Annotated in this window: 24 protein-coding genes and 1 other RNA gene; 12 read left to right on the plus strand and 13 right to left on the minus strand. The window is 43.4% G+C overall.

Translation table 11 applies throughout. From position 1 onward, the window contains the following. Nucleotides 1–23 precede the first annotated feature (23 nt). Nucleotides 24–701 carry a hypothetical protein gene (locus KI659_RS08615; RefSeq protein WP_213944926.1) on the minus strand — a complete coding sequence of 226 codons (678 nt, stop codon included), beginning with the start codon at nt 699–701 and terminating at the stop codon, nt 24–26. Between the two features lie 76 nt (nt 702–777). Between KI659_RS08615 and KI659_RS08620 the strand changes: the two genes are divergently transcribed. Further along, nucleotides 778–1,773 (plus strand): acyl-CoA synthetase family protein, encoded by a 996-nt coding sequence (locus KI659_RS08620; RefSeq protein WP_213944927.1) that lies wholly within the window; start codon nt 778–780, stop codon nt 1,771–1,773. On the opposite strand, the gene KI659_RS08625 is transcribed toward KI659_RS08620, so the two are convergent. Continuing rightward, nucleotides 1,774–2,166, minus strand: a complete 393-nt coding sequence (locus KI659_RS08625) for a Dabb family protein (RefSeq protein ID WP_213944928.1) — start codon at nt 2,164–2,166, stop codon at nt 1,774–1,776. A gap of 109 nt (nt 2,167–2,275) precedes the next feature. On the opposite strand from KI659_RS08625, the gene KI659_RS08630 reads away from it, so the two are divergent. Next, complete coding sequence (locus KI659_RS08630) at nt 2,276–3,265, plus strand: endonuclease/exonuclease/phosphatase family protein (RefSeq protein ID WP_213944929.1); 990 nt, start codon at nt 2,276–2,278, stop codon at nt 3,263–3,265. Nucleotides 3,266–3,365: 100 nt separating this feature from the next. Next, nucleotides 3,366–4,349 carry an endonuclease/exonuclease/phosphatase family protein gene (locus tag KI659_RS08635; protein WP_213944930.1) on the plus strand — a complete coding sequence of 328 codons (984 nt, stop codon included), beginning with the start codon at nt 3,366–3,368 and terminating at the stop codon, nt 4,347–4,349. Here the strand turns inward: KI659_RS08635 and KI659_RS08640 are convergent. The 3 genes from KI659_RS08640 to rnpB form a co-directional block, all read right to left on the minus strand. Continuing rightward, nucleotides 4,346–4,522 (minus strand): Lacal_2735 family protein, encoded by a 177-nt coding sequence (locus KI659_RS08640; RefSeq protein WP_213944931.1) that lies wholly within the window; start codon nt 4,520–4,522, stop codon nt 4,346–4,348. The genes KI659_RS08635 and KI659_RS08640 overlap by 4 nt on opposite strands. 357 nt (nt 4,523–4,879) lie before the next feature. After that, nucleotides 4,880–6,037 (minus strand): sigma-54-dependent transcriptional regulator, encoded by a 1,158-nt coding sequence (locus tag KI659_RS08645; protein WP_213944932.1) that lies wholly within the window; start codon nt 6,035–6,037, stop codon nt 4,880–4,882. Between the two features lie 28 nt (nt 6,038–6,065). Beyond that, nucleotides 6,066–6,479, minus strand: an RNA gene (gene rnpB / locus KI659_RS08650) — RNase P RNA component class A. A gap of 284 nt (nt 6,480–6,763) precedes the next feature. Here rnpB and KI659_RS08655 point away from each other — a divergent pair. Next, nucleotides 6,764–9,166, plus strand: coding sequence for a TonB-dependent receptor (locus tag KI659_RS08655; protein ID WP_246535335.1), 2,403 nt, complete (start codon nt 6,764–6,766; stop codon nt 9,164–9,166). A 151-nt stretch (nt 9,167–9,317) separates the two neighbouring features. Beyond that, nucleotides 9,318–9,890, plus strand: coding sequence for a DUF3109 family protein (locus KI659_RS08660; RefSeq protein WP_213944934.1), 573 nt, complete (start codon nt 9,318–9,320; stop codon nt 9,888–9,890). A gap of 59 nt (nt 9,891–9,949) precedes the next feature. On the opposite strand, the gene accC is transcribed toward KI659_RS08660, so the two are convergent. The 8 genes from accC to KI659_RS08700 all read right to left on the minus strand — a co-directional run bounded on the left by accC (nt 9,950) and on the right by KI659_RS08700 (nt 17,160). After that, nucleotides 9,950–11,299, minus strand: a complete 1,350-nt coding sequence (gene accC / locus KI659_RS08665; RefSeq protein WP_213944935.1) for an acetyl-CoA carboxylase biotin carboxylase subunit — start codon at nt 11,297–11,299, stop codon at nt 9,950–9,952. Nucleotides 11,300–11,332: 33 nt separating this feature from the next. Continuing rightward, nucleotides 11,333–11,821 (minus strand): acetyl-CoA carboxylase biotin carboxyl carrier protein, encoded by a 489-nt coding sequence (accB, locus tag KI659_RS08670; protein WP_213944936.1) that lies wholly within the window; start codon nt 11,819–11,821, stop codon nt 11,333–11,335. A gap of 102 nt (nt 11,822–11,923) precedes the next feature. Continuing rightward, nucleotides 11,924–12,487, minus strand: coding sequence for an elongation factor P (gene efp, locus KI659_RS08675; RefSeq protein WP_213944937.1), 564 nt, complete (start codon nt 12,485–12,487; stop codon nt 11,924–11,926). 26 nt (nt 12,488–12,513) lie between these two features. Beyond that, nucleotides 12,514–13,512 carry a beta-ketoacyl-ACP synthase III gene (locus KI659_RS08680; protein ID WP_213944938.1) on the minus strand — a complete coding sequence of 333 codons (999 nt, stop codon included), beginning with the start codon at nt 13,510–13,512 and terminating at the stop codon, nt 12,514–12,516. Between the two features lie 333 nt (nt 13,513–13,845). Next, the gene (gene rpmF, locus KI659_RS08685; RefSeq protein ID WP_143962228.1) at nt 13,846–14,037 is read right to left on the minus strand and encodes a 50S ribosomal protein L32; all 192 of its coding nucleotides are present in this window, start codon (nt 14,035–14,037) and stop codon (nt 13,846–13,848) included. Between the two features lie 18 nt (nt 14,038–14,055). Then, on the minus strand, nt 14,056–14,628 hold the full coding sequence (locus KI659_RS08690; RefSeq protein ID WP_213944939.1) for a YceD family protein: 573 nt from the start codon (nt 14,626–14,628) through the stop codon (nt 14,056–14,058). Nucleotides 14,629–14,701: 73 nt separating this feature from the next. Next, a complete protein-coding gene (gene pdxA, locus KI659_RS08695) occupies nt 14,702–15,724 on the minus strand; it encodes a 4-hydroxythreonine-4-phosphate dehydrogenase PdxA (protein WP_213944940.1) in 1,023 nt (340 codons plus the stop codon). Continuing rightward, the gene (locus tag KI659_RS08700; RefSeq protein ID WP_213944941.1) at nt 15,721–17,160 is read right to left on the minus strand and encodes a leucyl aminopeptidase family protein; all 1,440 of its coding nucleotides are present in this window, start codon (nt 17,158–17,160) and stop codon (nt 15,721–15,723) included. Before KI659_RS08700 ends, pdxA begins: the two co-directional genes overlap by 4 nt. A gap of 54 nt (nt 17,161–17,214) precedes the next feature. Between KI659_RS08700 and rsmA the strand changes: the two genes are divergently transcribed. The 7 genes from rsmA (at nt 17,215) to KI659_RS08735 (ending at nt 25,190) form a co-directional block, all read left to right on the plus strand. Further along, nucleotides 17,215–17,997: a 16S rRNA (adenine(1518)-N(6)/adenine(1519)-N(6))-dimethyltransferase RsmA gene (gene rsmA / locus KI659_RS08705; protein WP_213944942.1), complete on the plus strand. Its 783-nt coding sequence runs from the start codon at nt 17,215–17,217 to the stop codon at nt 17,995–17,997. Further along, nucleotides 17,985–19,352: a magnesium transporter gene (gene mgtE, locus KI659_RS08710; RefSeq protein WP_213944943.1), complete on the plus strand. Its 1,368-nt coding sequence runs from the start codon at nt 17,985–17,987 to the stop codon at nt 19,350–19,352. The genes rsmA and mgtE overlap by 13 nt, the downstream gene beginning before the upstream one ends. Before the next feature lie 130 nt (nt 19,353–19,482). Further along, on the plus strand, nt 19,483–20,412 hold the full coding sequence (locus KI659_RS08715; protein WP_213944944.1) for a 2-hydroxyacid dehydrogenase: 930 nt from the start codon (nt 19,483–19,485) through the stop codon (nt 20,410–20,412). Nucleotides 20,413–20,813: 401 nt separating this feature from the next. Beyond that, entirely contained in the window at nt 20,814–21,596 is a 783-nt protein-coding gene (locus tag KI659_RS08720) for a hypothetical protein (RefSeq protein ID WP_213944945.1), read from the plus strand. Nucleotides 21,597–21,641: 45 nt separating this feature from the next. Continuing rightward, nucleotides 21,642–23,483, plus strand: coding sequence for a gamma-glutamyltransferase family protein (locus KI659_RS08725; RefSeq protein ID WP_213944946.1), 1,842 nt, complete (start codon nt 21,642–21,644; stop codon nt 23,481–23,483). Between the two features lie 624 nt (nt 23,484–24,107). Next, a complete protein-coding gene (locus tag KI659_RS08730; RefSeq protein WP_213944947.1) occupies nt 24,108–24,329 on the plus strand; it encodes a hypothetical protein in 222 nt (73 codons plus the stop codon). Between the two features lie 63 nt (nt 24,330–24,392). Beyond that, nucleotides 24,393–25,190 carry a GLPGLI family protein gene (locus KI659_RS08735; RefSeq protein WP_213944948.1) on the plus strand — a complete coding sequence of 266 codons (798 nt, stop codon included), beginning with the start codon at nt 24,393–24,395 and terminating at the stop codon, nt 25,188–25,190. Nucleotides 25,191–25,378: the final 188 nt, after the last annotated feature.

Below are 25,378 nucleotides of genomic sequence, written 5' to 3' on the forward strand. Positions count from 1 at the left end.
TTCAATAATTCTTTTTTTCTTTCCTATCTCCTCGTCACTTGATTAAGCGTAAAATCCGGAGTTGATACCGTATTGCTTCGATTTAACTGACGGTCTTGGATCTGTACATCCAATCTGATGGTGTCATTCCTAAAGATCGCCTGCCAACCTGAGGATAGCATCCCGTAAGAAATGTTGCCTTCTATTGCCCTTTCCCTATCGTCGGTTAAGATACGGGGGAATCGCCCATTGAATGTGGTGTAATAGGGAGGCCCTTCCCAGACGAACTCTTGGTAATCCCCTCCTCGTTTAATGAAAAAGCGCACGAAAATGTTGTTGTGATCTGGATTGGGTCTTATCCAAAGCGTATCCCGAACTGTGACATTATCCAACACAGGGTCCAAAATTCTCCAGTCTCTTGGGTTGTAACTGGGTGCGTCGGGTGGCCTGTTGGAGTAAGAGATGCGGGACCCGGTTTCGGTTAATACGTAGTCAAAGGGCTGAAAAGGCGGGTTGAAATCCCTTGGTCCCAAACCCAAGTCACCTTCTGCATCCTTGAAATCCACGCTGACAATGAGTGAGTCAGGCGCTCCTTGTATAGGGACAAACTCCACTCTGCTGAAGGATATCTCAGGGGCGGAGGGGAAATTTTCCGGAGGAGACACACAGCCTATCGCAGCCGTGGCTAAAAATAATATGCCTAGATAGTTTTTCACCTTCATCTTGTAAGCCTAAATTTACGGATAATATTGGTTTTTATAAAGTTGGTAAAAAAATGCCATTCACAAATATAGAACGATGAATTATTTCAAAAGTTTTTCAGCCGATTTAGATCAAGTCAATGAAGTTAATTTTGAAAAAGTAGCTCTTGCATTGTTTAAGTTTCAGGCATTACACAACCCCATTTATAATAGCTATCTCAAATACCGAAAAGTAAAAGTCGGAAAGGTCAATAGCCTAGATGCAATTCCATTTCTTCCTATTTCCTTTTTTAAGTCCCACAAAGTAGTCACGGGTCCCCAAGAGGATTTCACAGATTTTTACTCCAGCAGTGGGACTACGGGCAATATTACCAGCCGGCATTTTATATGGTCCCAGATGTTTTACCTAGAGAATGCCCGAAGGATTTTCGAATCGGAATATGGGCCTTTAACCGATTATCATGTGCTTGCGCTTTTGCCAGCTTATCTGGAAAGACCAGGCAGCTCCCTGGTGACTATGGCGGATGATTTTATCAAACAGTCTGGGTCCCCCCATTCCGGATTTTATCTTTACAACCAAGAAGAACTATTGGCAAAGCTGAACGAGCTCGCGGCTAGCCCCAAGAAAGTGCTTTTACTGGGAGTGACATTTGCCTTACTGGACTTTGCCGAGCAGATGGGACATTTTGAACCGATGGATAACCTCATAGTGATGGAGACCGGTGGGATGAAAGGTAGAAGAAAAGAAATGATTAGGGAAGAAGTTCATGAAATTCTAACAGGTTTTTTCAAGGTTAACCAAATCCACTCCGAGTATGGCATGACCGAACTCATGTCCCAGGCTTATTCCAGGGGAGGAGGAAGATACAGCCTTCCCCATACCATGAAGATCCTGCTAAGGGATGTAAATGACCCCTTTTCACCTGCAAGGAAAAGGCAAGGTGGGATAAATGTGATAGATTTGGCCAATTTCCACAGCTGCGCATTCATAGAAACCCAGGATATGGGCCGTTATGATGAAGAGGGCAGGTTGGAGATTTTAGGCAGGTTTGATAATTCGGATGTCAGAGGCTGCAACCTACTGGTGGTTTAACTATTCCAGTACAAAGTCATAAACTTTAACTTCCTTCCATTTGTCGGCATGCTGTTCGATAAACTTCAGGTGAATAGGGTCCACTTGATAGGCGTTTTGATCCTCAAGGGAGTCGAAAACCATATTCAAAGCCAAATCGTAACTGCTGTCCACCACATCTCTTGCTTCAGTCGGGGCAGGGGTTCCCATTTTAAACTCCTTAACGCTGCCAATAGACCCCAACTTTTTTGTGGCCGCTTTAAATTCCTCGAAGCTGGTATCATCATTTAACCAAAAGAACACCTGATGGATCATTCGAGATTTAGCCTTGAGTTGAGCAGTTCCTACAAAAGGTAAATAGCTTAGGGGGAGTGCCAAAATCAGCCGGTTTAAAAATTTTCTTCTTGATTTCATAGGGTAGTTTATTTTTAGTTAAAAGTTATTCAAAATATAGAAATAAAATTAGCCAATTGCTTACGAAATGGCATTGTTTTTATCCTAGCTATTTAAAATTACTACCTGAATGAGAATAGTTACCTATATTCTGATTTTTGTTGCGGTAATCACCACGGCATTACCCTTGATCCAAACCACCCATTGGTGGATTAGAATATTCGATTATCCGCGAGCCCAAATTGCAGTTATTGCTATTTTGGCTCAAGCTTTAACTTTCGTTTATTTCCGGCACGACATGGTTAAATTCCTTGGGATTTCCGTGTTCCTGCTGGCAGCCATAGCCTATCAGGGCAGATTGATGATTAAATATACGCCAATTTACCCCGTTCAGGCACCAGGGGCTTTCGAGCCGGTGGAGGAAAATACCTTCAGTATCCTGATGTATAATGTTCGGTTGACGAATGACAGGTATGCGGATTTCCTAAATTTGGCGAGAGAACGAGATCCCGACATTATTTTGCTTACAGAGCCAGATCAGGCTTGGGTTGATGCTGTCGAAGGTCTTGATCAAGATTATCCTCATCATATCAAGCATCCTTTGGACAATACTTACGGGATGATCCTTTATTCCCGGTTGGGGCTTGAGGATACGGAGTTGAATTTTTTGGTCAAGGATAGCATTCCCTCTATTTTCACTAAGGTAAAACTTCCCTCTGGAGTTTTGGTTAATCTTCACTGCCTTCATCCAGAGCCTCCAAAGCCAGGTACACCAACATACGAGCGTGATACTGAGATTTTGATAATTTCTGATCGGGTTATACAAGATGAAAGTCCAACGGTAATTGCCGGGGATTTAAATGATGTAGCCTGGTCCAGAACATCCGAGCTGTTTCAGAAAAGGACCTATATGCTTGACCCCAGAGAGGGTAGGGGGCTTTTTAGTACTTACAATACCTTTGTCCCTCTTTTTAGGTACCCTCTTGATCATTTCTTCTATTCCAAACATTTTAATTTGGTCAATTTTGAGCGGTTGCCCCACATTGGTTCGGACCATTTTCCAATCAAGATGACCGTTGAATATGTTCCATTGGAGGAGAGGTTTGACAAATCAAAGTAGAAAGGAGCAAACCCTTTTCTATCTTGATTAGTTATTTCTACGGATTATTTTATATTTATAAATATAACTGGTGATTTTGATCAGTTAAAAACCCCATTTGATGCCATACTTTATAATATTTTTAGTTTTCCTTTCAGTAATAGCTACCGCACTGCCCATGATCCCTTCATATAAGTGGTGGATTAGGATCTTTGATTTTCCCAGGGCCCAGGTGACGGTAATTGCTTTTCTTTCCATTATCCTTACGCTTATCTTTTGTATAGATAGTCCTTTGCTTCTTTACACTTTGATTCCTTTGTCGATAGGCGTGATCAGTTATCAATCTATAAAAATGATTAGGTATACGCCATTTTACCCTATCCGATCACCAAAGGCCAATCTTCCTATTCCTGATAACTCCTTTAGTGTTCTACTGGCGAATGTTAAAATGGATAATGATCAATATGGGGAGTTAAAGGAAATCATCAGGAAGAATGATCCAGACTTGGTTTTGCTAAATGAGGTGGACGATAAATGGCTGCGTGAGCTTCAAGAGCTAGATAGAGATTTTAGATATAGCATTAAATATCCGCAGGACAATACCTATGGGATGACGCTTTATTCAAAACTCAAGCTCATCGATACCAAGGTGAATTTTTTGGTGGATAACACCATCCCTTCAATTCATACCAAAGTGGAGTTGAGATCAGGCAAAATTATTAACTTCCACGGGCTTCACCCTGAGCCACCCAAACCTGGTAGTTCAACTTACGAAAGGGATACAGAATTACTGATAGTGGGGAAAAGGATTAAAAATGAAGATGAGCCAGCTATTTTGGCCGGAGATCTAAATGATGTAGCTTGGTCGGCTACTTCAGAATTGTTTCAAAAAAGGTCAGGGCTTTGGGATCCTAGGGAGGGAAGAGGCTTTTTTAACACCTACAATGTGTTTGTGCCATTCTTCCGCTACCCATTGGATCATTTCTTTTATACCAAAGATTTCTTACTTATTAGCCTTTCCAAGTTGGCGAAGTTTGGATCCGATCATTTTCCAATATTGATCAAGCTGGAATTTGACCCTAAGGCAAGAACTAAAATAGATTAATTGGTTTTCCCTTTCATAGACTCCAGTTCAGAAGCCACTGCGTCGGCTTCTGCATATTTTTCATCACTCTTTTGACGGTCAATTTTCGAGAGCTTAAAAGCTTCCTCTAACAGGCTTTTATGCTTTTGGCGTAATACTTCGATTTTGGATTTCTTTTTGAATATACTCAGCATAGTTCTAATCGTGTTTTGGTTAACCTTGGATTAGAAATATCTTGTTTAAGGTTTTTGTTTGATTAGACAGTTAAAAAAAATAACTGATCTTATTTAAGGTAGGCCGGGTATTTGATTAGATTATCCCGTCGTTAACTGTTCAGGGAATGAAAAGTTTTCAATTTAATTTTGTATTCCCTTGAGAAATAAACATATTTGGGTTTCTGAAAAAATATTTAAGATATGAAAAGATTATTAGCTGTTATTTTGGCGCTTGGCTTTTTGGGCCTAGGTGCATGTGCCTCTAGCAAACCTTGTCCGGCTTACGCTAAGGCTGAGATTGCCGAAGAAGTAAAAGGATAAAAAAAATATGCTGACTTAATAGTCAGCATATTTTTTTATGTCTTCTTCCGAAATGGTCTGGCCTCCCAGGATTACTAGCCTTTCCACCACATTGCGAAGCTCCCTTATATTTCCCGTCCAGGGGAATTCCTGAAGCTTGGATATAGCAGCTGGATCCGCCACTTTTTTGGCAGTGCCATACTCCTGGGCAATGTCGCCCAAAAACTTGTCTACCAACAGCGGAATGTCTTCTTTTCTATCTTTCAATGCAGGCACTTGGATAAGGATCACACTCAATCTGTGGTAAAGATCCTCTCTGAAGTTTCCTTCTTCGATCTCTTTCTTCAAATCCTTATTAGTAGCCGCTAAAACACGCACGTCTACTTTGATATCTTTGTCCCCACCTACTCGGGTGATTTTATGCTCTTGTAGAGCTCTAAGTACTTTTGCCTGGGCCGAAAGGCTCATGTCCCCTATTTCATCCAAAAACAAGGTGCCGCCTGTCGCTTGCTCAAATTTACCCTGACGCTGCTTGTTGGCAGAAGTAAAGGCTCCTTTTTCATGGCCGAAAAGCTCACTTTCAATCAACTCTGCCGGAATGGCGGCGCAGTTGACAGCAATGAATGGGGCGGCTGAGCGATTGCTCTTTTGGTGAAGCCAATGGGCTACCAACTCCTTACCCGTACCGTTTGGTCCAGTGATCAGTACCCTGGCCTCGGTAGGGGCTACTTTTTCTATAGTGTCCTTCACGGTCTGAATAGCCGTAGAGGCACCCACCATATCAAGTTTCTTGGAAAGCTTTTTCTTGAGCACCTTGGTTTCGGTCACCAAGTTCTTTTTCTCAAGGGCATTCCTAACAGTAAGGAGTAGCCTGTTCAAATCCGGCGGCTTTGGGATAAAATCAAATGCCCCCATTTTGGTGGCTTCCACTGCTGACTCAATCGAGCCATGCGCTGAAATCATGATGAACTGGGGCTGACGCTCCATCTTTGAGGCTTTCTCCAAAACCTCCAGCCCATCCATTTTAGGCATCTTGATATCGCAAAGTACTAGGTCGAATTCTTCGTTTTGGATTCTTTTTAGGCCTTCTTCTCCATCTGCAGCCTCAGAGATGTCATACTTCTCATACTCTAGGATTTCCTTCAGTGTAGCCCTGATGACGCGCTCGTCATCAACGATCAAAATTTTAGGCATAATGTGTATGTGTTATTAATAATAAAAGAAAAAATGCAAGCCTATAAGCCGGGTTCTGTAACCTTTGCCCAAAAGCAAAGGCCATTTGTCATTTATCTAGCCTTGCCATCACTGGCAAGATCTATCGATCTACCCACTCCGGTTTCCCGACAAGTCGGGATTGGACGAGCAGCCCTTGGACCGGAGCCTATTTGATCTTTCAACCCATAAGGTTTTCCATGCCTCCTGCATCACTGCCGGAGCGGTGGGCTCTTACCCCGCCTTTTCACCCTTACCCGGTTTCCGATAGAATCGGGACCCGGGCGGTCTGTTTTCTGTGGCACTTTCTGTATCCCGATCCTTACGGATCAAGACCCTTCCCGTTAGGAAGTATGGCGCTCTATGTTGCCCGGACTTTCCTCCTTCCCGCTTTTATCGGGACGGCGACAAATCGGCTTGCATCCTGCAAATTACAATGTTTTTGGTGATATACCCTAAGTAAAAAGGAATTTTCCTGACTAGGGTTGCGCCAAAGATAACAATAATTGTTCCATAAATAATTCCATTTTTATCTCCTTGTATTGATTGCAAGGTTTAATAAAGAAAATCTATTAAGAATTCACAACCCTTATTTGGATTAAGTTTAAATAGGAAATACATTTGCATCGTTATTAAAATTAAATCTAAATAAGGATTGACCGATATATGAATCGCATTCCAAAATTACTCGGAATTTGTTTGGTAGCTTTGATTTCTCTATTAGGAACGGCCCAACAATCTTTTGCCAAAGATTCAAATGAAGATAAAGAATTGGCCCTTACAGGAAAAGTGAAGTCGCAGGAAGGAGAACCTATTCCCTATGCTAATATCCAAGTGCTGGGAACGGTGAAAGGTACCCTGACTAATCTTGATGGCTCTTTTGAAATATTTGACCTTGAAGATGGGGTTTATACCGTTAAAGTTTCAGCTATGGGATTCAAAGCCATTACTCGTGATGTGGAGGTTAAGAACGGGGTAATTAAGCAATTGGATTTGATTTTTGCAGAAATTGGGGTTGACATGCCCGAAATTACTATTATTTCGGAAAAAGACAGGATGTTCAGCAAGGTGCCTGGAGCGGTTACATTTATAGATAATAGAGAATTGAAAGCCTTGAGCCCTATCAGTGGCAATGAAGCCTTGAGAAGGTCGCCGGGTGTACACGTGGTAGACGAAGAGGGAATAGGAATGAGAGCCAATATCGGTATTCGTGGTTTAGACCCGGATAGAAGCCGCTCGGTTTTAGTGATGGAAGACGGTATTCCTGTCGCGCTTTCCCCTTATGGAGAGCCTGAATTATATTATACGCCTGCAATTGACCGTATGAGCGGTGTAGAAATCTTGAAAGGTTCTGGACAGATTCTTTACGGTCCTCAGACCATCGGTGGGGTTGTAAATTATATCACGGCTACTCCTCCGCAAGAGCAGGAAGGTGCAGTAAAAATCCAAGGTGGCCAAGGAGGATTGTTCACGGGCATGTTGAGCTATGGAAATACTTTTGGGAATACTGGCGTGCAGGTTAATCTCTTGAAGAAAAGAGCTGATAATGTTGGCCCAACGCAATTCGATATCACGGATTTTAATACCAAGTTTCTTTTTGACCTCAATGAAAGGTCAACCCTAGGGGTAAAGCTGGGGGTGTATAATGAGGTTTCCAATTCGACATATGTGGGTCTTACCCAGACCATGTTTGACGCTGGTGGGCAGGATTATGTAAGAATTGCCCCTGATGACCAGCTTGATGTTCGCCGATATTCTTTAAGCTTTAGCCATAAATACAAGATTTCAGATAAAGTAAGGTTGAGAACCATCGCCTACGGTTATACTACCACAAGAAACTGGAATAGACAAGACTTCGCTGTAGGTGGGGGAGAGGGTTATACGCCTCCATCCAATTGGACAGGCACTGTTTGGGGGGATACCGATGTAGTGGGTGGTGCGCTTTATATGAGAAACTCTACTGGGAACAGAAATAGGCAGTTTGAAGTGGCTGGAGTTGAGCCTAGATTGGAAGTGGATCACAACCTTTTTGCCAAGAAGAATGAGTTGATCGTCGGTACCAGGTTCCTTTATGAAAGAGCATTTGAGCAAAGAGTCAATGGCACGCAGGCTGGGGTGAGAAGTGGTGACTTGGTAGAAGATGAAATCAGAACCGGTCATGCAATCAGTGCTTACGCCCAAAACAAAATCCATCTTAACGACAAGTTTAGCTTCAGTGGAGGGGTTAGAATGGAAAGCTTTGATTACGTAAGGGACATCAACAGAAGAAGCTTCCCGGGTGTGGGAATCAGGGATACTTCCCTAGTAGCCGGCAACCAGGTAGTAGAAGTTATCCCAGGCATGGGGTTCAATTACAGACCTACCCAAAAGATAAACATGTTTGGTGGGGTGCATAAGGGGTTTGCGCCGCCAAGAATAAAGGATGCCATCTCCAACTTGGCAGATGTTTACGAATTAGACGCTGAACACAGCTGGAATTATGAGCTGGGTTTCAGAACCGATTTGGTAAACTGGATCTTTTTGGAGATGACAGCATTCCACATGGATTTCTCCAACCAGATCATCCCAGTGTCTGAATCTTCCGGTGGAGTAGGTTTTGGAGTAGTCAATGGAGGTGCTACCCGTCATTCAGGTCTGGAAACAGCTATTGTGATGGATATCAGCCAAGCGTTGGGATTGAGCAGGACTAAGTTGGTGTATGATATAAATGCTACGTATGTGAAAGCAACTTTCTCTGAAGACAGGTTCGTAAATGAAGTGAATATTTCTGGAAATAGAACGCCATACGCCCCTGAGTGGTTTATCAACTCTGCTTTAACATTGGAAACAGAATCCGGATGGGGAGCAAGATTGGTAGGAAACTATGTAGGTCAGCAATTCACGGATATTGAAAACAGCATCGCCGCATCAGCAGATGGTCGAACTGGTCAGCTTCCAAGCTATTTTACCGTGGATGCAGTTGTAAATTATACCGTGGCCAAGTGGAACACCAATTTCAACTTGACTGTAAAGAACCTTACTGATGAGCGTTACATTGCGAACAGAAGGCCTCAAGGTATCCGAGTAGGAATTCCAAGATTCATTACAGCTGGTTTTGAATTCAGGTTTTAAACATTCAACCTCTTTAAGGGTTAAATTACAAAGCATTCAATGCTTTTACTTCATAGTGCAGGGTTATGCCGCTCCTTAGGGGGCGGCTATTTTTTTGTTCGGCCAGTCGACAATTATCCTTACCTTTGCAAAATAATTAAAGAGTAATAATATGATATTAGTGGGGAAAGCCGTGCTGAGCGACGATATAAAGGATCACTTTTTCGTGTGTGATCTCGAAAAATGTAAAGGCGCCTGCTGTGTAGAGGGAGACGCCGGGGCACCATTGGAAGATGAGGAGATTGAGATACTTGAGAAAGCCTACCCAGCTATAGAACCCTACCTTAGCGAAGAAGGGAAGGCTGCTATCAAAAAGCAGGGGGTATGGGTATATGATCAGGAAGGTGAAAAAGGTACTCCAACCATAGGTGACAACCGTGAATGTGCCTATGCCCTATATGATGAAAAGGGGATTTTGAAATGCGGGATGGAACAGGCTTACTTGGATGGGAAAACTAATTTCAAAAAACCCATAAGTTGCCATCTGTACCCGATAAGGGTGAAGAAATACGATGACTTTGATGCTTTGAATTACGACAGATGGGAGATATGCAATCCTGCCTGTTCGCTGGGGAAAAAGCTTGGGGTGCCCATCTATAAATTCCTAAAAGAACCTCTAATTAGGAAATACGGGGAGGCTTGGTACGAAGAACTGGTAAGAGAAATAGAAGGAGAAAAGCTTTAATAGTTTTGCGCCAAATAAGAAAAAAAGGCTGCTTTATCGAAAAGCAGCCTTTTATATTTTCAACCTTTAATGCGTGAAAAGTCAAAGGTATCCAAGAACTTGGTGGTGAAGTTTCCAGTTTTAAATTCAGGATCGTCCAACAAAGCCAAATGGAAAGGAATGGTGGTTTTGATGCCATCAATTACAAATTCCTCTAAGGCTCGCTTCATTCGTACTATAACCTCTTCTCTAGACTGGCCGCTAACAATCAGCTTAGCAATCATGGAGTCATAGTTAGGAGGAATGACATAGCCAGCATACACATGGCTATCTATCCTGACACCACGTCCACCTGGAAGGTGTAGATTCACGATTCTACCAGGGCTAGGTCTAAAGTCCTTGGTAGGGTCTTCTGCGTTGATTCTACACTCCATAGAGTATAACTTGGGATAATAGTTCTTTCCGCTTATTTTCTCCCCAGCAGCAACCTTTATTTGCTCCTTAATCAAGTCGAAGTCGGTTACCTCTTCGGTAATCGGATGCTCCACTTGGATACGGGTATTCATTTCCATGAAGTAGAAGTTGCGATGTTTGTCCACCAAAAACTCGATGGTACCGGCACCTTCGTACCCAATGGCTTCAGCGCCTTTAATAGCAGCTTTACCCATCGCATCTCTAAGTTCATCTGTAATGAAAGGAGAAGGGGTCTCCTCCACCAATTTTTGATGGCGTCTTTGGATAGAGCAATCTCTTTCCGAAAGGTGGCAAGCCCTTCCATTGCTATCACCAATGATCTGGATTTCAATATGTCGAGGCTCCTCCACAAATTTTTCCAAGTAAAGGGCATCATTACCGAAAGCAGCGGCTGATTCCTGTCTGGCATCATCCCAGCCTTTTTTGAAGTCAGCTTCTGATTTGATGATTCGCATACCCTTACCACCACCACCGGCTGTAGCTTTTACGATTACAGGGTAGCCCATTTCGGCAGCTATCTGTTTACCCTCCTCCATTGATTTGAGCAATCCTTTTGATCCAGGTACGGTAGGTACGCCCGCTTCTTCCATGGTAGCTTTGGCAGTAGCCTTGTCACCCATTTTATTGATCATTTCGGGGCTGGCTCCGATGAACTTGATATTGTATTCATCACAAATCCTTGAAAACTCGGCGTTTTCAGACAAGAAGCCGTATCCGGGGTGGATAGCGTCAGCATTGGTGATTTCTGCTGCAGCAATGATTCTTGGGATATTAAGATAGGAGTCTCTAGAAGGAGCCGCACCAATACATACAGCTTCGTCAGCAAAACGAACGTGAAGACTGTCCTTGTCGGCAGTGGAATATACAGCCACTGTCTTGATGCCCATCTCTTTACAGGTACGGATTACCCTTAGGGCGATTTCTCCTCTATTGGCAATAAGTATTTTCTTAAACACAGTTGATTAAGTTAGTTGTAACAAAATTGAAACTTATCCTGCCGGATCTACTAGGAACAATGGCTGATCGTATTCTACAGGCTGGGCATTTTCTACCAACACCTTTACGATTTTACCTGATACCTCAGATTCAATTTCGTTAAACAATTTCATCGCTTCAATGATGCAAACCGTCTGGCCAGCCTTTATGGTGTCGCCTACATTTACAAATGAAGGGGAATCAGGGTTTGGCGTTCTATAGAAGGTCCCAATCATTGGCGACTTTACCTCGATGTATTTGGAGTTGTCAGAAGCCGGGGCAGCAGGTGCTGCCGCTTCAGTTGGCGCCACAGGAGCTGGATTTAATGGAGCTGGAGTTGTGTTGGAAGGGGCAGGTGCAGCAGCAGGTTCAGCAGCTTTCACGTGTACAACCTCAGAGTTCTTCTTGATCGAAAGTTTGAACTCATCCGTTTCGATTTTTACCTCAGCCAAACCTGACTTAGAAATGAAATCTATTAATTCTTGAATTTCTTGCGCTTTCATATTTTTTTGATGTTAGGAAACTTGAGTTTTGATTGTCAGTTTCGGGTTTGTATAAATACATTGAAGCCATGCAAATGGAGGTTGGCATGGCTAATAGATTATTTATTTGACTCTTTCTGAATAAGAACCATCCCTGGTGTCGACCTTGATCATGGTATCTTGGTCGACGAAAAGGGGGACCATCACAGTAGCTCCCGTTTCAAGAGTCGCAGGTTTTAGGGTGTTGGTAGCCGTATCGCCTTTTATACCAGGTTCGGTATAGGTAATCATCAATTCCACAAACGGAGGCAATTCTACTCCTAGAGGGGTTTCGTTTTCTGCATGGATCAAAATATCCACCATCTGACCTTCCTTGAGGAGTTTAGGTCTTTCGATAAGCTTTTCCTCGATAGGAATCTGCTCGAAAGTTTCGGTGTCCATAAAGTGATAGCCCATGTCATCGGCATAGATGAACTGGTGCTGTCTTTTTTCCACTCTGGCAGTGGTCACTTTCTCGCCGGCATTAAAAGTCTTGTCCAAGACTTTTCCGGTTGTGAGACTTTTTAGCTTGGTCCTTACAAACGCAGCGCCTTTCCCAGGCTTTACGTGCTGGAATTCCACTATTGTAAAGATATCGTGGTTAAATTCCAAGCAAAGACCATTTTTGAAATCTGCAGTACTTGCCATTTATTTAAGGTTATTTAGTTTCTCAATTATTTAGGGTCGTATCCCCATTTTAGGTACATGGAACCCCATGTAAACCCACCGCCAAAGGCTGCCAAGATGATGTTGTCACCTTTCTTCATTTGCGATTCGTAATCCCAAAGGCACAATGGCAACGTTCCTGCTGTCGTGTTGCCGTACTTTTCAATGTTCATCATTACTTTCTCTGGTCCCACACCCATTCTATTGGCTGTGGCATCGATGATACGCTTGTTGGCCTGATGAGGCACCAGCCAGGCTACATCTTCGGCAGTAAGGTTGTTTTTGGCCATGATGTTGGCGCTCACCTCAGCCATGTTGGTTACGGCAAACTTGAACACCGTAGAGCCTTCCTGGTACGCAAAGTGCTCACGTGCGGCTACTGTTTCCATGGTAGCTGGTCTGGCACTGCCACCGGCTTTCATGTGCAGGTATGGCGCTCCGGATCCGTCGGAATGAAGGATAGAGTCCATAATCCCTCTTTCTTCAGTGGTTGGCTCCAAAAGAACCGCTCCACCGCCATCACCGAAGATGATGCAGGTAGACCTGTCAGTGTAATCCACAATTGCAGACATCTTATCCGCGCCTACAATGATGACCTTTTTATGCTTGCCAGTTTCAATGAATTGGCTTCCGATTGTCAAAGCATACAGAAAACCCGAACAAGCCGCTGAGATATCAAAGCTGAAGCTGTTCTTAGCTCCTACATTGTCGGCGATAATATTTGCTGTGGCCGGGAAAACCATGTCAGGCGTTACCGTGGCACAAATTATCAAATCAATATCTTCAGGATTGGTGTTGGTTTTTTCCAATAGGCCTTTTACAGCGTGGGTGCCAATTACCGAAGTACCCTGATTCTCTCCTTTTAGTACTCTTCTTTCTTTAATACCAGTACGGGACACAATCCATTCATCATTGGTATCGACCATGGTTTCCAATTCCTTGTTGGTCAACACATATTCGGGGACCCAACCATGTACTCCGGCTATTACAGCTCTAGTTTTTTCCATTTAAATTTGGTTTGGGGAGTTACCTAGAAACACTGGATGATTAATATGTTATTTCTACTTAGTAATTCCCTTGTAATTGTGGTAAAGTACCGATTGTAGGTTTTAATACATGGGTACTTTACTTTACGGCCTTCAAAATTATTTAAAAAGTGCTTTACCACCAAGGATTTTAAGCACTAGAATTGTAAAGCTATGATATAAAGTCCTGTACCCCTTATCTGGCATAGTGAAAAATGCTTTTTGGAGGCCAGAAACAACTATTCATGAAGCTATATAAAAGAAAAAAAACCACCTGGAATTCAGATGGTTTTTGTAGTATGTTGTGTATATGGCTTATGCCAATACTTCTTTTTCCATGATCACTTGACCTTTGTGATAAAGCTTGCCGTCCAACCAGTAAGCTCTGTGAGGAAGGTGGAATTCACCAGTGGTTGGGCATTGTGCCAATCCAGGAGCGGTCAACTTGTAATGCGTTCTTCGCTTATCTCTTCTGGTTTTCGAAATTTTTCGTTTAGGATGTGCCATCTCTATGCAATTTTTAGATTAATCTTTTTTCTTTAAATTTTTAAGCGCTTCCCATCTGGGATCTGTATTTTCCTCGGATTCCGATGACTCCTCGTCTTGCTCAGACGGCTCGTCTTCAACATCGCCGGAACTGTATACCAGCTCACCCTCTGCTTCAAAATCATCTTCATCCATTTCATACACATGGTCCGGATGGACTTTCTTGGCCGGGATCGCTAATATTATAAATTCATATATCAATTGCGCAACATTGATTTTGGGGGTGTCGCGGGTAATCATGAAAATCTCTTCATTGATTTCCGCTTCCTCTGGACCGTATTTGTACCTTACTCGCTGGGTAGTTTCCAGTGGATGGTCAAAGAGCTCTAGACTCCGGTCGCAGGTAAGCTCCACGCTTCCCTTAATGTCAAATATCGCGTCTATTAAATTAGCTTCCTTGGATAAAGTAACCAAAGCAGTCAAATTCCCCTTGCTTACAATTTCGTTTTCCTCAAAGTGCTTGAAGAACTCATCGGTAACTGGAAAAGAGAATTCATGCTTCCCTTCTTTAAGTTTGATGACTTCAATATCGTAATCTTTAAAGAATTTCACGCTTCCTCCTTCTAATTTAAGACCGCAAATTTAGTGAAGTATTTTTAAAAACTAAAACTGAACCGTATTTATTTTAGTCCTCCTCTTCCCAGTCACCCTTCTGTCTGATAATATCATAGGCACAAAAGATGGCTGAACGCATGGAGCCTTCATCGGCTACGTTCTTCCCGGCGATGTTATAGGCAGTGCCATGATCGGGAGAAGTTCGCACAAAAGGCAGGCCAGCCGTAAAGTTGACGCCGGTCTCAAACGCTAGGGTCTTGAAAGGAATCAAGCCTTGATCATGGTACATGGCCAAAATCCCGTCAAACTTCTTGAAATGCATCATTCCAAAAAATCCATCAGATGGATAGGGTCCAAATACCATTTCGCCTTTGTCCTTAAATGCACGAATGGCGGGTTTGATGATTTCTTCCTCTTCAGCACCCAACAAACCATCTTCCCCTGCATGCGGGTTAAGTCCCAGTACGGCAATTTTTGGCTTATTGATACCATAATCATCCTGAAGGGACTTGATCATGATCTGAAGCTTCTCTTGGATTCTCTTCTGTGTAATCTGTGCCGGCACATCTTTTAGAGCGACATGACCAGAAACAAGTCCAACCCTCAAGTCGTCCGACACCATAAACATCATGCTGTCTTTCGCCTCAAAAGCCTGTGTAAGGTATTCCGTATGGCCCACAAAGCTCAACTCCTCGCTGTTAATGTTGTTTTTGTTCAGTGGGGCAGTTACCATCGCCTGGATTTTGTTGGCCTTCATATCCTCAATGGCTTGGTCTATAGCGGCAATGGCCATTTTGCCCGCTTCCATGGTTTCCACGCCTGGAATTACCTCGGGGCATTCTTCCACGACGTTGATCACGTTGATTTTCTTGTGGTGGATTTCGTCCACGCTCTTGATCTGCATGAAATTAAAATCATCCAGCTGCAATTGCTTGCGGTAATAGGTGATGGCCTTGCCGTGAGCATAAATTACAGGCGTAATGAGCTTTTGAAGCCTGTTGTCCAAAAGGGCTTTCATGGTCACTTCGGCACTGATGCCGTTAATATCTCCTATCGTAATCCCAATGATGGGCTTGTTTTTCCTGTTGCTCATTTAGTGCTTTGGGTATAATTTGATAAAAACCTGGTCAGCAGCCTCACGCCAAATCCGCTTCCACCCGCCGGCTTGTAGCTGTCGGAGGATTTGGAATAGGCGGGGCCGGCTATATCCAAGTGTATCCATTCAAAATCTATAAAATGTTGTAAAAACTTCCCGGCAGTGATCGCCCCGCCGGTCGGACCGCCAAGGTTTGTAATGTCGGCAATGTTTGATTTTAATTGCTCATCGTACTCTTCCCAAATCGGGAATTCCACCAATCTTTCGCAAGTGGTTTCTCCGGCCTGCTGAAGCTGGGATTTCCATTCCTGCGATGCCGTACCCATCATCACCGCACCTTCCTTGCCAATTGCAGCCATGGCCGCTCCGGTAAGTGTGGCCACATCTATAACCAGTCCCGGATTGTATTTCTGCGCAAAGATAAGGGCATCAGCCAAAATTAACCTGCCTTCGGCATCTGTATTGAGAATTTCTACGGTTTTGCCATTGGGATACTCAATTACATCTCCAGGGGTGACGGCATTGTATCCGGGGCGGTTGTCCGTAGCGGGGATCAGTCCGATAACTTCTATGGGGAGGTTAAGTTTGGCAACAGCACACATGGTGCCCACCACCGTGGCGGCTCCAGCCATGTCGGACTTCATCAGGTCCATTGAATTTGCCGTGGGTTTCAAGCTCAATCCACCTGTGTCGTAAACCACCCCTTTGCCCACCAATACTATGGGTTTGTCATTTATAGGCTTATCGGGGCGGTGGCACATGATGCTGAAAGTAGGAGGCAATTCACTTCCTGCATTGACAGCAAGCAGTCCGGCCATTTTTAGTGAGGCGATCCGGGTTTCGTCGAAAATCTCCGTTTCGAACCCATATTCTTTTCCCAAGGCTTCAATCTCCTCAGAAAGCTGGGGAGCCGTTAAAAATATGGCTGGCTCATTGACCAAGGTACGGGCTACAAAAGTTGCGTTGATGGATAACTGTAGAAAATCGGCCTCCTGTTGGGAGAGTCCGTTAGCGACTACCTCAAGAGTGGAGGGGAAAGTCTTTTTTTCGGTCTTATACTTTTGAAAAGAATAGGAGGCAAGCATGCAGCCTTCCAGAAAGGGCGCAAGGCTGACATTTTCTCCCAGACCGTATGCCACTGCCGCATCCAGGTCCTTCAAAAACCCCCAAGCTTTAGCACCAGCTCTTCTGGCATATTCTGCCTTGTAGGTTTCAGAAGAGCTTTCTTTCTGCTTAAAAATTAATAGTTGATGGGTCCCGTTTGTGAAAGTTAACTGTTCCTTGTTTTTGGAAAATAGCATGTCTTTGAGGAAGGCTTTTTCCTTTTCTTTAAAGGCATAATGTTCCAGATCTCCCTCCTTTGAAAGGTAAATTACACCTTGGAGAGCAGTGGGATTATCAAGGCTCTTTTTTAAACTTATGGCAGTTAACATATAATATCTTAATTTTGACACGCAATTTAACGAATTTTTATCAGAGAAATTAAGATGGATAAAGTCAAACCTAAAAAGCACCTGGGCCAACATTTCCTTACCGACTTGGGGATTGCCGAAAAAATAGCCAAAGGCATGACCGGTCACAGGGGAGTGAAAAAAGTGCTCGAAATCGGTCCCGGGATGGGGGTTCTGACGGATTTTCTGCTGCAGGAGCCTTGGGACCTGTACCTGGTCGATGTGGATACCGAGTCCATTGCCTATCTGCACAAAAAATATCCCCAGTTGGGAGAAAAGATTATTGAGGCAGATTTCTTAAAACATGATTTTGGAAAGGTAATTGAAGGGGACTATGCAGTAGTGGGGAATTTCCCTTACAACATTTCTTCACAGATATTTTTCAAAGTACTGGAGGACCGCCACAAGGTGCCTGAGGTGGTGTGTATGCTTCAAAAAGAGGTGGCCCAGCGGATTGCTTCCCCTCCTGGAAATAAGGATTATGGGATTTTAAGCGTGCTGTTGCAGGCCTTTTATGATATAGAATATCTTTTTTCGGTGCCTCCCGGGGTCTTTAATCCTCCGCCAAAAGTGAACAGCGGGGTAATTAGGCTAAAAAGGAATGAAACCAAAAAGTTGGATTGTGACGAGAAGATGTTTTTCAGGGTGGTTAAACAGGCGTTTTCCACTCGCCGAAAAACCCTGCGGAATGCCCTCAAATCAATGGGACTGGCCGAAGAAGTGAGGGAGATGTCCTTGCTGGACAAGCGCGCTGAGCAACTAGGCGTGCAGGACTTTGTATTTTTAACGAACCAAATTCAAGCAACTTGGAACAAATAAAACTATTCGAGCTCTCAAAAGAATACCTGGAGCAACTCCGCCAGGCTATAGAAGCCGAAGACAAGGTGTTCATCAAGGAATCCATGGAAGGCGCCAACGAGGCCGATGTGGCGGCCTTGCTGGATGAGCTTGACATGCAGGAGGCTTTGTACGTGCTTCGGGTGCTTGATGATGAGCTTGCCGCTGATATCTTAATTGAGCTTGATGAAGATGATCAATTCAAGATCATTACATCCATGGAGCATACCGAGCTCGCTGCTCTTATCGACCACATGGACTCCGATGATGCGGTAGATATACTCAACCAACTCGGGGTTAATGAGCGGGAGGATGTAATCAGCCACCTTCAGGAGAAGGAGAAGTCTGCCCACATTCTGGACCTTTTGCGCTATGATGAGGATAGCGCAGGGGGACTCATGGCCAAGGAATTTATCAAGGCCAACCAAAATTGGACGGTGGTGCAGACGATCAATGAGATCCGACGCCAGGCTGAAAATGTTGAGAAAATCTACTCCATATATGTAGTGGATAATAAAGAAAGGCTTTTGGGAAGGGTCAGCCTGAAGAGGATCATTCTTTCGGCAGCCGATACCAAGATTGCGGATATTTTTGAGGATGACCAAATATCTGTGCCTACCCATATGAGGCAGGAAGAGGTGGCGGAAATTATGAGAAAATACGATTTGGAATCCATTCCTGTGGTAAATGTCAAGAATAAGCTTGTTGGAAGGATTACCATTGATGATATCCTCGATGTGATCCGGGAGCAATCAGAGGAAGATATTCAGGCCATGACGGGTCTTTCGGATGATGTGGAGGAAAGCGATAGTATTTTCAGGATCGCCAAAGCTCGGCTTCCTTGGTTGCTTATCGGTGTGGTAGGTGGGCTGATGGGGGCCGGAATAATAGATTTCTTCGAAGATGGTCTTCAGAAAGTCATCGCATTGGCTTCATTCATTCCTTTGGTGGCAGCTACCGGCGGTAACGTGGGCATTCAGTCCTCCTCCCTGGTAGTCCAGACGCTTGCCGCAAAATCGGTGTTCAGCGATACCCCTTGGCAAAGATTCATCAAGGGCTTTCTAATAGCCTTGGTCAACGGTGTAGTGTTGGGAGGTTTTGTGCTGGCTGTGGTGGTTTTTGTCTACAAACATGAGTTTATTTTTGGAGTTACCATTGGGCTGGCCATGTTCTGCGTGGTTTTGCTGGCATCCTTTATGGGGACCGTAACTCCCATTTTGTTAAATCGATTTGGAGTAAACCCAGCCATTGCCTCAGGCCCTTTTATTACTACGGCAAATGACCTGCTTGGCTTGGCAGTGTATTTTGGAGTGGCGATGTTGTTGTTGAATTTGTAGGATGACAGATGTCGGATGTCCGATGAGGGTATCAGGATAAAATTGGCCACGAAGGGCACAAAGTAAAAAAGAGGTCGAACAAGGCTTTTTAACGGCAAGATGAGGGAGGTTTAAAATAAAACGATCTGTTATGAGGATTTTGATCATAGACGAAATGCACAATAGTATTGTGCCCCTTTTGGAAAAATTGGGGCATGCAGTGGATTATAAGCCAGAAATAGACCGCAAGGGCATAATGGAAGTTGTGGGTGGCTATGAAGGATTGATCATTAGATCAAAAACAAAAATGGATCGAGAGCTGCTGGAAAAGGGGGGCAACCTTAAATTTATAGCCAGGGCAGGAGCCGGCCTTGATAATATTGACATTGATTTTTTAGAAGCCCGAGGCATTCAGTTATTCCATGCACCCGAAGGCAACCGGGATGCGGTAGGGGAGCATGCCGTGGGTATGCTTTTGGCCCTTTTTAACCATTACAACCGGTCTGACCAGCAGGTCCGCAAAGGAATCTGGCGGAGGGAAGAAAATAGAGGGGAAGAATTGGCCGGCAAAACAGTCGGCATCATCGGATACGGCAACATGGGCCAGTCTTTTGCAAAGCGTCTAAGTGGATTTGGAGTACATGTGCTGGCCTATGATAAATATAGAACCGATTATGGCGATCAATATGCTGCTGAAGCGGGTTGGGAGGCGATTTTCGAAAAAGCCGACATTTTAAGTCTGCATATCCCTTTAACTTCCGAGACTAGGGGTTTCTTGGATATCACCTTTTTGGGCAGATTTCAAAAACCCATCTATTTCATCAATACGGCTAGGGGAGAACTAATCAGTTTTGATACTTTGAATGAGGCCCTTCAGGAGAAAATATTCAAAGGAGCCGTACTAGATGTATTGGAAAACGAAAAATTTGGCAACATGACTCACGCCCAGAAACTGTCCTTTGATAAACTTGCCGAGCGTGACAACGTCATTTTTTCACCTCATGTGGCAGGCTGGACCCACCAATCTTACGAAAAAATCAACAAAGTGCTAGTTGAAAAGATAGCCAAAGCCTTCCCCTAAGCTTTTGCTTTATCCATTAGCCTACAATGGAGCTAGTCCCATTTCTGATACATAGATTTTTTAAGTAATTCCTACCTAATATCAACTTTACTCAGATAGCAAACCTTTCCGTTTCCATCCCATTTTTACTCCAAATCCCCACTGCATCCTCTCCGTCAAAATACGGAGTGGGTACGGAGAGGGTACAAAGTGGAATCGGAGTGGATACGGAGTGGCTAAGTTTGGGTGTTGCTTTAAAGTTTTGATTAACAAAGGATTGTGTTGTTGGTGATTCGTGTTGGTGAAGGGGTGTTATACAAGAAGGAACTAATAAGCTATCTGTCATTAGTTCACTATATATTAAAAGTTGAATTATTACTTTTTACACAGAAGTCTTATATTTAGATGAAAATGAATGAGATATGAAAAAGGCTTTATTCAGTTTCTTGATTTTTATAAGTTTTGTCACCCAGGCATTTTGCCAGACTGAAGGCTTGCAGAAAACCATCCGGGCCACCAATATTCAAGAAACGTTAATCAATCGTCCCAATTTTGTAGGGGGAAATATGGTGTATGGTATTCCAGATGAGCCTAAGCGAGTACTGGGCAATTTTTACCTGGACCCCAAGTGGAACAAATCCACGCTCATGCTTTATAAAAATGATCAGATTTTAACCGACCACTTGGTTCGCTATAATATCGAGAGCCATCAATTTGAAGCCATTGCCCCCAATAGCGATCAGGTAAAAACCATTCCGGGCCTACGCGTCCACAATTTGGTTTGGATTGATTCCGTGCATCAGGTGCCCAGATATTTTGTGAATGGGATGGAGTTTTTGGACCAAGGGGTACCTATTTCCGGCTTTTTTGAAATCTTGGTAGATGGTGAATTGCCCCTGGTTCGGCGCACGGTGACTACCTTGAAAAGGGCCAATTATAATACCGCGCTGATGATTGGGAATAAGGATGATGAGATCAAAAAGAAAAACATTTACTATTTTGTCAAAGACAAGCAGGTTTTGGAAGTGCCCCGAAAGAAGAAAAAACTTTTGAAGATTTTTGATGATAAAGAGCAGGAGGTGGAGGGCTTTATCGATGCTAACCGGATAAACCTTGGCGAAAACAATGGCCTCTATAAGGTATTTAGCTTTTATAATTCATTGTATGAGGGCTATGAGCCCCTTTGGCCGGAGGCTACCGAATAGATAGCTTGTTTTATTTATATCAATCACCTTTCCTAAAATAGGATTATGAAGAAAATTTTAGCTGCACTCTTAATTGTTGTTTCTCAAAATGTATTAGCCCAAACCACCCAAAAGCCTGTTTTGCACGGTAAAAACTGGGTGGCCATCACGGGCAAACCTTTGGCAGCCACCGCTGGGGCCATGACCTTCCAGAAGGGGGGTAACGCCGTGGATGCGGCCTGTGCCATGCTGGCGGCGACCTGCACGATGTGGGATGTGCTCAGCTGGGGAGGGGAGACCCAGGCGCTGATCTACCATCCGGGCCAGAAAAAGGTATTCGGTATCAATGCCCTTGGTGTGGCTCCTTCCGGAGCAACGGTTGATTATTTCAAGGATAACGACATGGAGTATCCGCCTGCCTTTGGCCCATTGGCGGCAACCACGCCCGGAACCTTTGGAGGAATAATCACCATGCTGGCGGAATATGGGACGTTGAGCCTTAAGGATGTTTTAGAACCAGCCATGCAGATGGCCCAAGGCTACCCCATCGAGGCGCAAACGGCCAACCAGATCGAGTCCAACAAGGATAAGGTAAAGGAATGGCCTTATTCCAAAGCGGTTTTTCTTCCGCATATGGGAGAGGAGCGGGAGGCGCCGCATGCCGGGGAAATATTCGTGCAGGAAGACCTTTACAATACACTCAAAAAACTGGTAGATACGGAGCAAAAGGCCTTGTCTGAAGGCAAGAGCCGCAAGGAAGCCCTGCAGTTGGCCTATGATAGGTTTTATACCGGCGACATTGCAGAGGAAATCGTGCGAAGCGTGAAGGAGCAGGGAGGATTGTTCGAGATGGAAGACCTGGCCAACTGGCAGGTCAAAATCGAGGATCCTCTGCATGTGAATTACAAAGGTATTGATGTTTTCAAATTGAGAGAGTGGACGCAAGGGCCGGCTTTACTGCAGTCATTAAATATTCTGGAGAATTTTGACCTAAAGAAAATGGGTTACAACTCCGCCAATTATATTAACACAATCTATCAGACCATGAGCCTGGCTTTTGCCGATAGGGATTTTTATTATGGAGACCCTGATTTTGGACAGGCTAGCCCTATGGAGGGGCTTCTTTCAAAGCAATATGCCAAAGAAAGAGCCAAACTGATTCAGGAAAGAAATGTGGAGGATATTGGGCCAGGTGATCCTTATCCTTTCCAAGGTGGAACCAATCCATTTAAGGACTTATTGGAAAAAAGAAAAGATGCATTGAGTTATTTCGAGCCAGAAAATCCCATTTCGGGATTAGAAGATCCGTTTTTGGAAGAATTCTTATTGGGCACGACTACCGTACAGGCAGCCGATGCAGAGGGTTGGGTAGTTTCCATCACGCCGAGTGGGGGCTGGGTGCCGGCTGTCATCGCCGGTGAGACCGGCATAGGCTTGAGCCAGAGGATGCAGAGCTTTGTGCTGAACGAGAAGCTGAATCCTTTTAATGTGCTGGAGCCTGGCAAGCGTCCACGGGTGACCCTTACGCCAAGCATGGCCTTAAAGGACGGCAGGCCGTTTTTGTCCTTTGCCGTTCAGGGTGGCGATACGCAGGACCAGAACCTGTTGCAGTTTTTCCTCAACGTGGTGGAGTTTGACATGACTGTACAGGAAGCCGCCGAGGCTGCCAACATCAACAGTTACCAGATGCAGTCCTCTTTCGGCGCACATGAAAGCAAACCTGGAGCCATTTCCCTCAGCACCCAAACACCTCCATGGGTAAGGAACGAGCTAAAGAAGCGGGGCTACAAGATGGATTTCCAAGAAAGGACCAGCGGGCCAATCAACGCAATATGGTTTGACTGGAAGCACGGCACCTTCTGGGGAGGCAGCAGCAACCACGGGGAGGATTATGGGATAGCTTGGTAAAAAAAGAGAAAGGGTACACAGAGTTAAGATAGAGGTTTAAAAGGAGTTTCACAGAGCCTCGTCGCAGAGAAGAAATGCTTTAGAATTTATTTTCGCCTTTCTGCCCCCTGGTTGGAAGCATCATTAATTAGAGGGAGGGTTATGGGATTGCATGGAAGAAGGACGGGCGGTAAGGGGACAGCGGACTGATCTGTGTCATTTGAATTGACAAGCAATTAGGTACTTTTAGGGAGTCATCTCAATAGAGTGATTTTGGAATATTATGGTAAGATGGGGATGAACGTTTAAATTCGGTGTTTTTTGGGTTTTGGGGATAGTTTGTTATGATTATCATTTAGAGGGTAAGTAATAATTGTACCTTTTTATTTAAACTAATTTTAATTTTTTTTAACGAAATGTTTGCTTCTTTCTTTCTTTCTTTCTTTCTTTCTTTCTTTCTTTCTTGGGCATAGGTTATAGGTGGCCGCTTTTTAGCCTTTAATAATTTTAACCATATAATTCTTTAAAAAAATGAAAAAGTCAATCATGTTTTACCTTTGTTTATTTTTGGGTATCGGCTTANATAGGTTATAGGTGGCCGCTTTTTAGCCTTTAATAATTTTAACCATATAATTCTTTAAAAAAATGAAAAAGTCAATCATGTTTTACCTTTGTTTATTTTTGGGTATCGGCTTAACTTATGCTTCTTCTTATGAAGATGAGTTTCAATCCTGTGTGGATGCGACAGCTTGTGGCGTAAATGTCATGGTCTGCGGTGATACTTTAGAGGAGATGAATGAGCAACACGGTGAGTGGGAGCAAATTCTTGGCTGTGGAGGAGATTCATCAATAGATCCAGCTCCATAAATTTTGCTATTTAACCTAGCAGCACTCTGTGCTGTTAGGTTTTCACCATAATTGAAGGTTTTTATGATGTTTACATTTATAATTCATTTATTGTTAGCTTATTTTGCTGTGGAGCCGACTCTTTCTTCATCAAATATGGCTGTTTATTATCAGTTGGTTTATGTTGATGATACCTTGAGTATGGAAAGCCCGAAAACAGAATTTATGGTGCTTTTGGTAGGAGAACAGCAATCATTGTTTAAAAGTTATAATAAATATTTGCAAGACTCATTAATTCAAGCACATTCATCTAGTGGGACTACTCCAAAAGAATTTTTTGAATTAAAAAAACAATATCCAAATTCTAATTTTGATTTTCAAATAGTTAAAAATACAAGGTCGATAAAGGTTTATGATAAAATTATACCTGACCATTACGTATATGAAAAGGATATGTCTGGTTTGGAGTGGGAAATAACTGGAGATAAGAAAACCTTAATGGGTTTTACTGTTCAGAAAGCCAAGGCTCTCTATGGTGGTAGGGTATGGGAGGCGTGGTTTTCAGAAGATTTACCTTTAAATGATGGACCATATGTTTTTGGAGGTTTGCCAGGGTTAGTTATTGAGGTTAAAGATTCTCAAGGACATTATGCCTTTAATCTTTACAAGATTAAGAAAGGGATTAAGTCTTCCTTAGAACCTTATTTAGTTAAAAAACCAATTGTTGCCTCAGAAAAACAATTTTTAAGATTAAGAAAGGAGTTTCATTTACAGGCTTCTCAGAAATTATCACAATCAAATATGGAGGTTCGAGATATTGAACTTGCTAGGCAGGTTGATGAGAGGTTCCGGAGAAAGAGTAATTTTATTGAAGTAAATTAAGTTATGAAAAAAGTTTTAGAGTAAATAGATTCTTGGCTAAAAAATTCTAACAAAATTAATATCTAAAATTTAAGACAGATAGTAAGACCATAAATTAGTTGCGACGAAGTATTCTGTTTTTAGTGATTTTATGAGTTAATAATAGGGGTCCACGCTGAGTAATTTTTTTAATTACTAAAAAGTGAAAG

It is taken from the genome of Litoribacter ruber, from assembly GCF_018449405.1.
GTDB classification, from domain to species: domain Bacteria; phylum Bacteroidota; class Bacteroidia; order Cytophagales; family Cyclobacteriaceae; genus Litoribacter; species Litoribacter ruber.